The sequence below is a fragment of the Sphingomonas sp. MMS24-J13 genome (genome assembly GCF_044905095.1).
Lineage (GTDB): Bacteria > Pseudomonadota > Alphaproteobacteria > Sphingomonadales > Sphingomonadaceae > Sphingomonas_I.
On the sequence record NZ_CP173258.1, the window covers coordinates 2,100,024 to 2,114,076 of the forward strand.

General features: G+C 62.7%; 12 protein-coding genes. 8 read left to right on the forward strand and 4 right to left on the reverse strand.

Features of this window, described 5'->3' with window-relative positions:
- Window positions 1-15 precede the first annotated feature (15 nt).
- Window positions 16-753 (reverse strand): helix-turn-helix transcriptional regulator, encoded by a 738-nt coding sequence (locus AB4Z44_RS09840; protein ID WP_404713856.1) that lies wholly within the window; start codon window positions 751-753, stop codon window positions 16-18.
- Between the two features lie 74 nt (window positions 754-827).
- Here AB4Z44_RS09840 and AB4Z44_RS09845 point away from each other — a divergent pair, with 74 nt between their 5' ends.
- The 4 genes from AB4Z44_RS09845 to AB4Z44_RS09860 all read left to right on the forward strand — a co-directional run bounded on the left by AB4Z44_RS09845 (window position 828) and on the right by AB4Z44_RS09860 (window position 2,137).
- The gene (locus AB4Z44_RS09845; RefSeq protein ID WP_404713857.1) at window positions 828-1,076 is read left to right on the forward strand and encodes a glutathione S-transferase N-terminal domain-containing protein; all 249 of its coding nucleotides are present in this window, start codon (window positions 828-830) and stop codon (window positions 1,074-1,076) included.
- Between the two features lie 77 nt (window positions 1,077-1,153).
- Entirely contained in the window at window positions 1,154-1,438 is a 285-nt protein-coding gene (locus AB4Z44_RS09850; RefSeq protein WP_404713858.1) for a glutathione S-transferase family protein, read from the forward strand.
- 61 nt (window positions 1,439-1,499) lie between these two features.
- Window positions 1,500-1,775, forward strand: coding sequence for a hypothetical protein (locus AB4Z44_RS09855; RefSeq protein WP_404713859.1), 276 nt, complete (start codon window positions 1,500-1,502; stop codon window positions 1,773-1,775).
- Window positions 1,772-2,137: a hypothetical protein gene (locus tag AB4Z44_RS09860; protein ID WP_404713860.1), complete on the forward strand. Its 366-nt coding sequence runs from the start codon at window positions 1,772-1,774 to the stop codon at window positions 2,135-2,137. The genes AB4Z44_RS09855 and AB4Z44_RS09860 overlap by 4 nt, the downstream gene beginning before the upstream one ends.
- Before the next feature lie 7 nt (window positions 2,138-2,144).
- Here the strand turns inward: AB4Z44_RS09860 and AB4Z44_RS09865 are convergent, their stop codons facing one another.
- Complete coding sequence (locus AB4Z44_RS09865) at window positions 2,145-2,645, reverse strand: nuclear transport factor 2 family protein (protein ID WP_404713861.1); 501 nt, start codon at window positions 2,643-2,645, stop codon at window positions 2,145-2,147.
- Between the two features lie 48 nt (window positions 2,646-2,693).
- Window positions 2,694-4,730 carry a PQQ-dependent dehydrogenase, methanol/ethanol family gene (locus tag AB4Z44_RS09870; RefSeq protein WP_404713862.1) on the reverse strand — a complete coding sequence of 679 codons (2,037 nt, stop codon included), beginning with the start codon at window positions 4,728-4,730 and terminating at the stop codon, window positions 2,694-2,696.
- A 203-nt stretch (window positions 4,731-4,933) separates the two neighbouring features.
- Between AB4Z44_RS09870 and AB4Z44_RS09875 the strand changes: the two genes are divergently transcribed.
- The 4 genes from AB4Z44_RS09875 (at window position 4,934) to AB4Z44_RS09890 (ending at window position 11,342) form a co-directional block, all read left to right on the forward strand.
- Window positions 4,934-5,851, forward strand: a complete 918-nt coding sequence (locus tag AB4Z44_RS09875; RefSeq protein ID WP_404713863.1) for an alpha/beta hydrolase — start codon at window positions 4,934-4,936, stop codon at window positions 5,849-5,851.
- Window positions 5,852-5,951: 100 nt separating this feature from the next.
- The gene (locus AB4Z44_RS09880; protein ID WP_404713864.1) at window positions 5,952-6,833 is read left to right on the forward strand and encodes an ABC transporter ATP-binding protein; all 882 of its coding nucleotides are present in this window, start codon (window positions 5,952-5,954) and stop codon (window positions 6,831-6,833) included.
- 7 nt (window positions 6,834-6,840) lie between these two features.
- On the forward strand, window positions 6,841-10,419 hold the full coding sequence (locus AB4Z44_RS09885) for a M1 family aminopeptidase (protein WP_404713865.1): 3,579 nt from the start codon (window positions 6,841-6,843) through the stop codon (window positions 10,417-10,419).
- Window positions 10,419-11,342: a hypothetical protein gene (locus AB4Z44_RS09890; protein ID WP_404713866.1), complete on the forward strand. Its 924-nt coding sequence runs from the start codon at window positions 10,419-10,421 to the stop codon at window positions 11,340-11,342. Before AB4Z44_RS09885 ends, AB4Z44_RS09890 begins: the two co-directional genes overlap by 1 nt.
- A 53-nt stretch (window positions 11,343-11,395) precedes the next feature.
- Here AB4Z44_RS09890 and AB4Z44_RS09895 read toward each other — a convergent pair whose 3' ends face one another.
- Window positions 11,396-14,053: a TonB-dependent receptor gene (locus AB4Z44_RS09895; RefSeq protein ID WP_404714206.1), complete on the reverse strand. Its 2,658-nt coding sequence runs from the start codon at window positions 14,051-14,053 to the stop codon at window positions 11,396-11,398.

Here is a 14,053-nt window from a genome sequence, read left to right on the forward strand (position 1 = left end):
TTCGCGAGGCGCACCTCAGCGAGGGCCGGCAGCCGAAGATGCTGCCTGGTCCGGCGAGGATCTTGCCGCGTGTCGCTCCGCCATGTTGCGCTTCCATCGAAAACGCAGCTCGCCGGGGCGCGCGGCGTAGCTTTCCGTGAGAAACTCCGCGGCGTGGATCCGATCGGTGCGAAAATGGCGAAAATCCTGCCGTAACTCGCACCAGGCGGCCAACATCCTCGCCTGTTCGAGATAACCGACGATCACCGGCCAGATGATCCGGCAGGTCATGCCGCCATGCTCGTCGCGATAGTCGATCCGGATCTTGCGCCCCTCGCGGATCCAGGTGCGTACGCGGGCGAGGTCGATCCCGTCGGGCACACCGCGATAGGAAGGCCTTGTCGCGATCGACGGATCGACGATGAACGGCCGCAGCCTTTCCGGCACCACCGACGTGATCTTGGCGATGAGATCGCGCGCCGCAGCGGCCAGCACCGGATCGCCACGCCCCGCCACCCACTCCGCGCCGAGCACCGCCGCCTCGATTTCGTCGGGGGTCAGCATCAAAGCCGGCATGTCGAACTGATCGTCGAGCACGTAGCCGAAGCCAGCCTCGCCGCTGATCGGCACCCGCTGCCCGATCAGGTCCGCGATATCGCGGTAGATCGTCCGGATCGAGACTTCGAGCTCGCGCGCAATCTCTCCTGCCGTCACCGGGCGCGCCGATCGGCGGAGAATCTGGATGATCTGGAACAGGCGATCTGCGCGGCGCATCCTGCTGACATGATGCTGTCAGCAGGCCCCACCTACAAGCGATTTCGACAGTCACCGTCGTCGAGGAGATCGCCATGATCACATTATACCACGCCCCCCGTTCGCGCTCGTCGCGCATCATCTGGCTGCTGGAAGAATTGGGCGTGCCCTACGAGATCCGGCCGGTCTCGATCTTTCGCCCGATGACCGGCGAAGGCGAAGGCGATCTCGCCAACCCGCACCCCGACAAGCGCGTGCCGGCGATCGATCATGACGGCGAGATCGTCGCGGAATTGGTCGCGATCGTGCTTTACCTGAGCGAAGCTTTCCCCACACCGGCCTAGCCCCCGCGATCGGCGAGAAGGGGCGCGGCACCCACCTCACCTGGGCGTCATGGTATGCGGCCGAACTCGAACCCGCGATGTTCGCCAGTATGCTGGGCGAACTCGGCACGTCGCCGCAGAAGCAGCGCAATTTCGATGCGGCGATGGCGCGGCTTAACGAGGCTTTGTGGAACAACCCTTATGTGATGGGCGATACGTTCTCGGCGGCGGACTTCCTGATCAGCAGCGCGCTCGCCTTCGCCCGCAACGCGTTTCCGCCGAGCGCGGTGCTCGATGCCTATATCGAACGCTGCCAGGCTCGCCCTGCCGCGATGCGCGCGCTGGCGCTCGATGAAGCATCGGGACCGCAGCACGCCGATTGACGGACCGCGGCTCCGGGTTGCAGGACGTATGGATGCGATGTTCTGCAATCCGGAGTAAGCGATGAAGATCGGCTATTGGGCCCAGCGGGCCGATGACGAGACCGCCGAGCCTGCGCCGATGCTCGGCGCCGCATCGCCCGAGGATGCAGCTGCAGCCCTCGCCCAGCGCCTGATCGAGCAGGGCGAAGGCGACTGGACCGAAGGACCGATCCGGGTTTGGGATGCCAAAAGCGGCGTCGAGCATGCGGTGATCTTCGATGTCACTGCCAGCTTCTTCGAAAGCGAAGAGGAAGAAGGCGAGTTCGACTGCGAACTCGAGATTGTCGAACGCGAATGAGCAAGCCTGCGGCAGCGCCCGAATGGGACGGCGCGATGGTGCATATCTGGCTGGAACGCCGGATCATAGCGGCCCGCGCCGATCAGGTGACCGCCGAGCGTGCCGGCCGGGGCGAGCAGGACGATTGCGACAAGGCAGCGGCCGAGGAAATGATCTGCACCTTGCTGAAGGGCAAGGCAGCGACGAACGCGCAAGGCACCCTTGTCGATGAACTGAAGGCATTGCTGGACCGCGACGATTATATCTGGCGCGGCGTCTATGACGATCGGCGCTTCGATCGTCATACCCGGACCTACATCAGGAAGCTGATGAAAATGGCCAAGACCAACACAGGGTTTGGGAACACCACCCACTATCAGTGAAGGGGTGCTACTCGCCCCCGGTGCCGACCCGCTGGAACTTCGGCTCCATGTACGGGACGATCACGTAAGCCAGGCGCTGCGTGAACTTCCAGCCCTGCGCCGTGCGCACCAACCGGTCATCATAGGCGCCGAGATGCCACACGCGCAGCGTGCCATTCTCGGCGGGCGTGATGTGCTGAAACTTGCTGCTTGCCGTGGCACTGTCCCCATCGATATCGATCAGAACGTCGAGCGTGACGTGCCAGGTCCGTGTCGCCTCACTGTCCCAGGGCTTCATATATTGGCCGAGGATTTCGGCGATCCCCACCGGACCGACGCCGCGACCGACGACGCCGGCCCAAACGCCATCCTCGGTGAAGCCTTCGCCGTAAGCCTTGAGATCGCGATTATCGATCGCGGCCTGCATCGCCATGAACAACCGCCAGATCGCCTCGCGATCCTCGGCTTGAGCGAGGCGCTTCTCCATGGCATCGAGGCGCGCTTGAAGGGCTGCTGCGTCCGTCATCATGCGTCCCTATCCATTTGCTTTCGGCAGCGCGTGCCCGAACCGGAAGAATCAATGGCCTTCGCGGGCCATGGCTTCGATATATTGGCGCAGCGCTTCGATCTGATCGTCGTTCAGTTCGGGAAAAGGCGGCATGCCGCGCTGCGCCAGCGCGCCCTTGCGGACAACCTGAACGAAGGCATCCTGCGAATGGTGCAGCGGCGACGCGCGCAGATCGGGCGCCGAGCCGGGCGAGCGCGCGTGGGTGCCATGACAGCCCATGCAGCCGCCCCACAGCGCACCGCCGAGCTTCACCATGGCCGGTTCGAGCTTCATCGAAGGATCGACCAACGGCTGTTCGGGGCCGGCCACGGCGGGTTTGGGAATGGTGCCAGTGCCATCGAGCGCGAAGGTGACGATCCGCGCCGGCTGGGTGCGGAAATTGTAGCCGTAGGCGCTCGCCCCCTCGAGCGAGAATTGCGAGCCGAGCGGCGGGCCGATCACCAGGCTCACATATTGCCTGTCCTTCCAAGCATAGGAGATCGGCGTGCCGCCAGCGGCGGTGTTGACCGCATAGCGCCATACCGGCTTGCCGCTCACCGCATCGTAAGCGACCAGATGGCCATCGATCTGCCCCTGGAAGACGAGCTTGCCGGCTGTGGTCAAAGCGCCGCCGTTCCACGGCGCGGGGGTCTTCACCTGCCACGCCTTGGTCTTGCGCACCGGATCCCAGGCGATCAGCGACGCCGCGCTCGTTGCCGGAAAGCCATCGGCATAAAGCTCGGGCACGCCATTGTTGAGCATGCCCGGCACGTCCTCCCAATGTGCCGGATCGACCCCCTTGTCGGTCATCTTCATGCCGGTCTCGATCGCCGGAATGTAGACGAGGCCGGTGCCGGAATTGAACGCCATCGGCGGCCAATTGTGCAGCCCGAGATTGCCCGGCCATACCTCCGATGCGGTTCCGTCCGCATAGCGCATGCCGGGGTTTTCGACCGGACGTCCGGTCTGAAGATCGATCCGGTCGGCCCAGGTGACCTTACCAAGCTTGTCGGCCGAGATCAGCTTGCCGCTTTCGCGGTCGATCACATAGAAGAAGCCGTTCTTCGGCGCGTGGAGGATGACCTTGCGGGCCTTGCCGTCGATGGCGAGCGTCGCGAGCTCGATATCCATCGTCGAATTGTAATCCCACGCCTCGTTGGGATTCTCCTGATAATGCCAGAGATATTTGCCGGTCTTCGCATCGAGCGCGACGATCGAGGCGAGGAACAGATCGTCGCCGCCCCTCGGGCTGCGAATCTTGGGGTTCCACGGCGCGCCATTGCCGGTGCCGAGATAGATACGACCGAATTCGGGATCGTAGGTGATCGCGTTCCAGACGGTACCCCCGCCGCCATGCTTCCAATATTCGCCCGACCAGGTCTTTGCGGCCATCGCCTGTGTCGCGTCCTCGAAGCCCTTCGCCGGATCGCCGGGAACGGTGTAGAAGCGCCAGAGCTGCTTGCCGCTCACCACGTCATAGGCGGTCACATAGCCGCGCACGGCCGCAAAATCGGCGCCGCCATGGCCGATGATGACCTTGCCGTCGAACACGCGCGGTGCGCCGGTGATGTAACGGCCGTCATCCTGCCCCTCGGTCGTCTGGACCGACCAGTCGAGCTTGCCGGTCTTCGCATCGATCGCAAACAATTGTCCGTCCTGCGCGCCGACGAACACCCGGCCATGATCGTAAGCGAGGCCGCGCGCGCCCCACGCAAAGCGCATCTTGATCGGTGCGGTGTCGAGCTTTGGTTCGAACCGCCACAGCCTTTTGCCCGTCTCGACATCGAACGCCTGCACGATGCTCAGACCGCCAGTGACATAGAGCACGCCATCGACCGCGATCGGCTCCGAATTGGCGCGTGGGACGTCGAGATCGATCGCAGAGACCGGCTTCAGCCGTCCGATCGTAGTGCGATTGATCTGATCGAGCGGGCTATAATGATTTTCGTCCGTCTGGCCGCCATAGACCGGCCAGTTGACGCTCCTGCCGTCTGGATGCGCGCCGGACAGGGCGACAAGCAGGATTGCGGCGAAACCGAGAGTGTGCCGCCTGAACCCTGCCGACATGATCCGCCCCTCCGCCCTGCCGTCCTTTACGACGGGACATGTTAGGCCTTGTCTAGTCGCTCCCGGCAGCCCTGACTTGTTCAGGGCCGAACGGCGCCATGCTTCGCGCGAAAGCGCAAGGCATTCCCGTCCGGCGGGATCAGGCTTACAAACCCGCGCAAAGCGATCGATTTTCCAGATCGCACGAAGGGTGAGGACAGAGGATGATCAAATCCGTCATCGCGGCTGCGACCGCCGGCCTGTTTGCGTTCGGCTTCGCGGCCATGGCGCAGGTGCCGCCCGACATCGCCGCGAAGGTGCGCGCCGCCGGGCAGGCAATGGATCCCTCCATCGGTCAGCTTTACGCGCCGCTATTCGCCAAGGAGCCCTGGGCCGACGTCACCGTTGCACGCGACATCAGGTACGGGCGCGATCCGCTGCAGAAGCTCGATATCTACACGCCCGTGGGCAAGTCGAAACAGCGGCCGGTTTTGCTGTTCGTTCATGGCGGCGGCTTCGTCCGCGGCGACAAGCATGGCGCTTTCTATCCCGACAATATCACCGCCTGGGGCGCGCAGAACGGCATGATCGGGGTCAATATCGACTATCGGCTGGCTCCCAAGGACGTCTGGCCAACGGGCGCCAGGGACATTGGTTCGGCAATCGCCTGGGTTCACGCCAATATCGCGAACTATGGCGGCGATCCCGATCGCATCATCATCTGGGGCCACTCGGCCGGCGCCAACCACGTCAACGACTATATCGCCCATCCCGAGCTTCAGGGACCGGAGGCCGAAGCGGTGAAGGGCGCGGTGATCCTGTCGGCTTTCTATGCGGAGACGCCCGATCCTGCCAAACCCAATGCCTATTACGGGCAGGACCCGGCGCAGACCGCCACCGTCGCGATCGAGGGGCTGAAGCGCAGCAGCATCCCTTTGTTCGTCGCCAATGCCGAATTCGATCCGGAGCAGTTCAAAGTCTATATGACGCGCATGCGAAGCGAACTCTGCAAGACGCCCACCCGCTGCCCGCGCCATGTCTACGTGAAGAATTCCAATCATTTCAGCGAAGGAATGGCAGTGGGCACGGCAGATCAAACCCTGACGGGACCGCTGCTAGAGTGGGTCAAGGGACTGCGTTGACCACGGAGTTCTTCTCGCGCGAAAAGCATGGAGGGCATTGCACGCCGCCGCTTTACATCAGCAACACACCGACTAGTGTCGGGCCCAGGAGGCGATTCCCATGCTGACGATCGAGCGATTGACCCATGTCTACGGCAACGGGACACGCGCGCTGGACGGGGTCGATCTCACCATACCACCCGGCATGTTCGGGCTGCTCGGTCCCAACGGCGCGGGCAAGTCGACCTTGATGCGCACGATCGCGACCTTGCAGACGCCCACGTCCGGCGCGATCAATTTCAACGGGATTGATGTGATCGCCGAGCCCGAGCGGCTGCGGCGCACCTTGGGCTATCTGCCGCAGGATTTCGGCGTGTATCCAAGGGTCTCGGCCTACGACATGCTCGATCATATGGCTGTGCTGAAGGGCGTCGCCACACCGGCCGAGCGCAAGGATACGGTCGAGAGCCTGCTCAACCAGGTCAATCTGTGGGCCGTGCGCAAGAAGGCGCTGGCGGGGTTTTCTGGCGGCATGCGGCAGCGCTTCGGCATCGCGCAGGCGCTGATCGGCAACCCGCAGTTGATCATCGTCGACGAGCCGACCGCCGGTCTCGATCCCGAGGAGAGGAACCGCTTCCTCAACCTGCTCGGCGAGATTGGGGACGAGGTGGTGGTGATCCTGTCGACCCATATCGTCGAGGATGTCGCCGATCTGTGCCCGCGCATGGCGGTACTGGCGGGCGGGCGCATCCTGCTCGAAGGCGCACCGCTCGATCTGATCGAGGCGACGCGCGGCCGCATCTGGCAGAAGACGATCGCGCGAAGCGAACTCGACGATCATCGCGAACGGTATCGCGTCATCTCGACCCGGCTGTTCGCCGGTCGCACGATCATCCACGTGATGTCGGATACCGATCCGGGTGAGGGATTCGCCCCCGTGCGGGGTGGGCTGGAGGATGTCTATTTCTCGACGCTCGACGCCAGCCGTCGCGCGGCAGCCTGAGGCGGCCATGTTCAGGAGCGTCGCCGGCTTCGAACTGCGCTACCAGATGCGCAATCCGGTCTTCTGGGTGGCGACGGTGATATTCGGGCTACTCGCGTTCGGGGCGACCACGATCGACCAGATCCAGATGGGGGCGGGCGGCAACACGCATAAGAATGCGCCCTTCGCCATCGCGCAGATGATGCTCATCTTCTCGATGCTCTACATGTTCGTCTCGACCGCGTTCGTCGCGAACGTCATCGTGCGCGACGACGAGAGCGGGTTTGGGCCGATCATACGCGCAACGCGCATCACGAAGCGCGCTTATCTGCTCGGACGCTTCACCGGTGCTTTCGCGGCGGCGGCAGTGGGCTTCCTCATGATCCCGCTCGCGGTCTGGCTGGGAAGCCATATGCCATGGCTCGAAGCCGAGCAGGTTGGCCCCAACAGCCTCGCTTTCTATCTGCGCCCTTATCTGTGGCTGGCGCTGCCCAATCTGTTCATGACCGCTGCCTTGTTCTTCGCGCTGGCGACGGTCACGCGATCGATGATGGCGACCTATCTCGGCGTGGTCGGCTTCCTCATCCTGTGGACGCTCGCGACGGTCGTGCTCGATCGCAACCCGGCGTGGGAGCTGTTCGGCGCCTATGGCGAGCCGCTCGGCTTCGGCGCCTATAGCTACGCGACCAAATATTGGACCGCGGCCGAGCGTAACACGCTCACCGTGCCGATCGATGGCATGCTGTTGTGGAACCGCGCGATCTGGCTCGCGGTCGGCGCGGCTGCGCTGGCAGCGGCTTACGCCCTGTTCAGCTTCGGCGAACGGCCCCGCCGCCTGAGGCGCCGGGAGCGGCTTGCGCTGCAGGCCGAGGCACCGGTCAGCGCCCCCGCTGTCCACCCCCTGCCCTCGCCGCGCTTCAATGGCGCGACGGCATTCGCGCAGCTTCGCGTGCGCACCCGACTCGAATTCCTGCAGGTGGTGCGCAGCCCGGCCTTCTTCGTCCTGATGGCGCTCGGCCTGTTCAATGCGATGGGATCGCTGATCGATCTCGGCGAAGTGTTCGGCACCCCGGTCAAGCCCGTGACCCGCATCGTGATCAACCTGATCGAAGGCACGTTCGGCTTCATCCCGATCATTGTCGCCATCTATTATTCGGGCGAATTCGTGTGGCGCGAGCGCGAGCGCAAGACGCACGAGATCATCGATGCCTCGGCGGTGTCCGACTGGGCCTTCCTTGTTCCCAAGGTGCTCGCGGTCGCCCTCGTGTTGTTCGCGACCCTGCTGATCAGCGTCGCCGGTGCGATGCTGATGCAGCTGTTTCACGGTTATGCCGAGTTCGAACTCGGCAAATATCTGTTGTGGTACGTGGTCCCGACCACGGTCGATTTCACCCTGCTCGCGGTCCTGGCGGTGTTCGTTCAGGCATTGAGCCCGAACAAATATGCCGGGTGGGGCATCATGGTGCTCTACGTCATCAGCCGGGCGACGCTGCGCAATCTCGGCTTCGGCGACAATCTCTACAATTATTCGGGCCATCCCGGCGTGCCGATGTCGGACATGAACGGGCTCGGCCGCTTCTGGATCGGGGCATGGTGGTTCCGGCTCTACTGGTCGGCCTTCGCGCTGATCCTGCTCGTCCTGTCGCACGTCTTATGGCGGCGCGGGACCGAGACGCGGCTGATGCCGCGGTTGCGGCGGCTGCCGGTGCGGCTCAAGGGCCCGGCGGGTGCGATCGGGCTGGCGGCCTTGCTCGTCTTCGTCGCGACCGGCGCGTGGAATTACACCAATACGCATGTCTGGAACGCCTATCGTACCGACATCTCGGACGAACGCTATCAGGCCGATTACGAGAAGACGCTCCTCGGCTACGAAAATGTCCCGCAGCCCGAAGTGAAGGCCGCCAAGGTCGCCATTGAAATCTGGCCGCATGCCCCGCGGCTGGAGGCGGCGGGCACTCTCACCCTGGTCAATCACACCGGCAAGCCGATCGATCAGCTCCACATCCGGATGGGCGATCGCGATACCGCGCTCGCCTCACTGGATGTGCCAGGAGCGACGCTGGCGAAGGACTATCCGCGTTTCCAGTATCGCATCTACCATCTCGCGCAGCCGCTTGCGCCCGACGCGACAATGCAGATCGCCTTCCGCACCGTTCGCGCGCAGCGCGGCTTCCGCAACAATGGCAACGATCACCGCGTCGTCGACAACGGCACCTTCGTGAACAGCATGGAGATCGTGCCGACGATCGGCATGGACCGCAACGGGCTGCTGACCGATCGCATCCGCCGCCAGAAATATGGGCTGGTGCCGCAATTGCGCCCGGCCAAGCTGGAGGATCTGTCCGCCACGCGGTTCGCCCAGTTGCGCGGCGGCTGGCTGACGACCGATCTCACCGTCACCACCGATGCCGATCAAACCCCGATCGCGCCGGGCTACAAGACCAGCGACCGGATTGCCAACGGCCGCCGCACCGCGCGCTTCGTGGTCGATGCGCCGATCCTCAATTTCTATTCGGTCCAATCGGCGCGCTATGCCGAGAAGCATCTGATGCATAACGGCGTCGATCTGGTCGTCTATTACGACCCCAAACATGGCGCCAATGTCGATCGCATGCTGGCCGCCTTCGCGCACGGGCTCGATCTCTACCAGCCCGCCTTCGGCCCCTATCAGTTCCGGCAGGCCAGGATTATCGAATTCCCCGATTACGATCAGTTTGCCCAGGCCTTCGCCGGTACAATGCCTTATTCGGAAGGCCTCGGTTTCATCGCCGATCTCTCCGATCCAACCAAGATCGACTATGTGACCTATGTCGTCGCGCATGAGCTCGGCCACCAATGGTGGGCGCACCAGGCGATCGGTGCCGATATGCAGGGCGCGACGATGCTGACCGAGACGCTCGCCCAATATTCGGCGCTGATGGTGATGGAGCATCTCTACGGCCGCGATCAGATCCGCCGCTTCCTCAAGTTCGAGCTCGACCGCTACCTCAAGGGGCGTGGCGGCGATGTCGTCGAGGAATTGCCGCTCTATCGGGTCGAGAACCAGCAATATATCCATTATCGCAAGGGCTCGCTGGTCATGTACCGGCTGAAGGACGAGCTGGGCGAGGCGCGGGTCGATGCCGCGCTCCACCGTTATCTCGACGCGCACAAGTTCAAGGGCGCGCCCTATCCGCGCTCGCTCGACCTGATCGCCGAGTTCCGCAAGGGCGCGAGCCCGGCCGAGCAGGCACTGATCACCGATCTGTTCGAGCGGATCACGCTCTACGACATCAAGACCAAGGCGGCGCAGGTGCGGAAGCTGCCCGACGGCCGCTACGAGACGAAGCTGACGATCGAGGCGCACAAGCTCTATGCCGACGGCAAGGGCAAGGAGACCGAGGCGCCGATGCAGGAGACAACCGAGGTCGGCCTGTTCACCGCCATGCCCGGCAGAGGCACCTTCGCCGCCAAGGATGTGGTGCAGTTGACGCGCGTGCCGATCCATAGCGGGGTGCAGACGGTGACGTTGGTCAGCGCGAAGAAGCCGGACTTTGCGGGTGCCGACCCTTACAATGTACGGATCGATCGCAACTCGGACGATAACGTCATCGCCACCGCGTCCTGATGCCGATCGGTCGGCTCGCACTCCTGGCTCTGGCTGCGTGGCAACCGCCCAATCCGGCGAAATGCTTACTCGGGCAAGGGATCACGGCGGCTCAGGCCAATCAGGGCCTTTGCGGCTTCGACGCAGCGACGCTGCGATTTACCGGAACGCCGGCCGATCAGGCGCGCTGCCTGACACGGCATGTCGGGCGCGGCGGCACGATCGGCGGCCCCCAACTGCCCGCCCACCTCGCGCAATTGATCGGGCTTGCTCTGCCGTTCGCGCCGGAGCGGGTGGCCGCCTATGTGCAGGCGCTCGGCCTGACCGACCGGCAGCTTGGCGGCCCTTTAAGCCGCCCGCTCGCGGCCGATTATTTCATCATCCACGACACCAGTTCGCCCAATTGTTCGCAGCTCGACGACCAGCATGAGAAACTAAGCGAGTGCGATCGGCTCGATGCCTTTCCCGCTGATCGCGACAAACGAAGCTGGTCCGGCAACCAGACGTTCGAAGGGCGCCCGAAGCAGGCCCCCAACCGCGCTGCGAATGTGTTCACCAACCGCGTCGGCAATTCCGTGACCGAGGTCGATTTCGCCGATCCCTTCTACACGACTAAGTTCGAGCAATGCGCGAACGAGGGCCGCGCGATCGGCCATTTCGTCGGCATCGAGAATATCCAGCCGCGCCTCCCCTCCCCCGTGCCGCCACCGTCGCGCGAGCGGATGAACGATCTCGACGCGCCCGATCCGGGCTTCACCGATCCGCAATATGCGCGGCTGGCTTTGCTCTACATCGTCGCGAGCACGCGGCACGGCCGGTGGCTGATCCCGGCCTATCATGCCGTCGTCGATAGTCTCTATCTGGACCGGCACGACGATCCGCAGAAGTTCGACGTCGGGCGATTTGACGCGGCGATCGCGGCGCATCTGAAAGCAATGCGATAAAAAACCGCCCCGGCGTCGGCCGGGGCGGAAAGAGTGACTTCGGTTGCGATCAATCAGAATTTCTGGCCGAACTTGACCCCGAAGAATTGCGGCTTGATCGTGAACGTACGCGACGACCCCGAGCAGAAGGTGATCGAGCAGAAGGTATTCTTGGTCAGCTGCCCACGCTTGTCAAACGCGTTCTGCAGGAAGAAATCGACCGTCCAATTGTCCTTCTTGAAGCCCGCCGAGAAATCGAAGCTGACGAAACCAGGAGTGTCGCCCAACAGCTGATCGTTAAGCGTGTTCAGGTCCTGCGTTGCTCCCGTCTGGTAAAGCGCTGCGCCCATGAGATAGGCGCGATAGGGACCCAGATCGGTGTCGTAGCGGATCGAGGTTGTTCCCTTGAATTTTGGCTGACGGGGTAGGCGCGTGCCGTCAGCTGCCGCAACTTCGGACGTGGCGACATTGACACCGTTCACCTGCTTGGTTGCCGAGCACGTGGCCAACTGGGTGATCGACTGTGTGACCGGGTCTGCGACGAAGTTACAGAAATTTCCCTTCAGCCTGGCATCATTATAGGCACCCGACGAGGAGATCGTAACTTTACCCAGCCTCAAGTCCGCATCATATTCTAAGCCCTTTACCTCAGCCTTGCCGGCATTGCCGGTGTATCCAGCACCCTGAGCACCAGCGACCACCACGCCGTATTGGATATTATTCCATTTCTCGAAGTACACGGCCGCATTGAAGCGGAAGATGTTGTGCCAGGTTGTCTTTAAACCGATCTCATAATTGGTCAGCGTTTCCGATTTAAACGGTGGGGCACCGACGACGATACCGGTGGTCCGGATGCGCAATGGCCGATTGTAGCCGCCTGGACGGAAGCCTGTCGAATAGTTCGCATAGATCATTTTTGACGGCTCGAACTGCCAGTTCAATGCCACCTTGTGCGTTTCGCCACTTTCGCTGTAGCGCCCGACTTCGTCAGATGCGAGCGGGTTCTGGTTGAGGCACTGCAAGCGGGCGGCTGGCAGCGGCGTCGGGCACCCCTTCGTTCCGGTCGGGACGTAGAGCGAACTGGCGGTACTCGCAGCGGAACTCCGCACACCGGCAAAGCCGGTTATGCTGTAATCCGTCCAGAAGTATCGGATGCCTCCCGTAATTTTGAGCTTGGGCGTAATATCGTAATGGCCCTCCGCGAAGATCGCTTCGTCGTGATAAAGTTGGTCAGTTTCGATGATATAGAAGCCGTCCTGCTTCACGGCCGGCGATATCGTCGTTACCATTGTGCCGCCTTGCGAAACGGGAACACCGAAGCCCGCCAAGCTGGTTGTATTACCGTCGCAAGTGTCCTTCACATAGCTATAGGCGCAGGCTTGCGTATAACCGGCGATCTGATCCAGGCCTCGGATCGCATAGTAAGCGTTGTTCTCCTGCTTCTGGCGCTGGTAAAAACCACCGACCGTCACATCGAAAGGCCAGGTCTTTGGCGTGCTGAGCCGAAGTTCCTGCGTGAACTTGTTCCGGTTGGTCGTGCTATGATAATATTGCTGCGGATTGATGAGCGTGGAACACTTCAAGCTGGCGCCTGATCCTGTGCAACCGCTCTTGTCAAAAAATTGCAGATAGTTTTCGTAGCCGCCACCGAAGCCATCATAGGTCACGGTGTAATAGGTGTAATCGTTGTTCAGCTTGGTCTTGCGCTTGAAATAGCCGGTCGCTGAAACCAGGTCCCAGTCGCCGATATGGCCATGGATGGACAGCGCGGCCTGGAACCACTTGTCGTCCTGGCGGGTGAGATCATAGTCGTGCACCTCGAGATCGCCGACCCGCGGATCGTAACCGAAATATCCGTAGGCGATCTGGCGCTGCGCGGTGATCTCCGGCGTCAGGCTCCAGCCTGGCGCAACTTGCCACAGCGCCTGCAAGCGACCGCCATATTCGTAAATCGGATTATAGTCTTTTTTCGCAATAGCGGCGTTGCTCAACGTATAGTTGGTAAGCGGATTGGTATCGCCCAGGCCCAGCGTCGACGATCTACCGTCGTTGAAATTGCCGTTGTTCGGCGTATTATCGATATATCCGCCATCGCGGCGATAATACCCCATGGCACGGACCGCGACCGCATCGCCCATCGGAACATTGACATAGGCTTCACCCTGGCCGCCATAGCCGCCCTTGCCATATTTGTTCCCCTCAAGATCATAGCCGAACTGCCACTCGCCGATCTTAGGCTTGTTGGTGATAAACCGGATCGTGCCGGCCAGCGAACCGGCGCCGTAGAGCGTACCCTGCGGACCCGACAGCGCCTCGATACGCTCGAGATCATAGACGTGGATGTCGGGAACACCGGTACCGGTGATCGGGATGTCGTCGAGATAATAGCCGACCGACGCATAATTGCCGCCCGCGGGCACAATACCGCGGAAATAGGCGGTGCTGCGGCCGGGGCCAATGCCGGCAAACGAAACTGAAGGAAGCAGTGCGGCGAAGTCGCTTAGGCCCTTTACCTGACGCTCGCCCAGCGTTTCAGCACCCAGCGCCTGGATCGAGATCGGGACCTTCTGGATGCTCTCTGCCTTGCGGGTCGCCGTCACGACGATCTCGCCCAATGGCGCGTCCGACGCCGGCTCGGCTGCGGCGGGTGCCGGCGCGGGATCGGCGGCAACGGCCGCAGCCGCGGCACCCGACGTCATCACCGCCTGTGCGGGAGCCTGGCCGCCCATCAT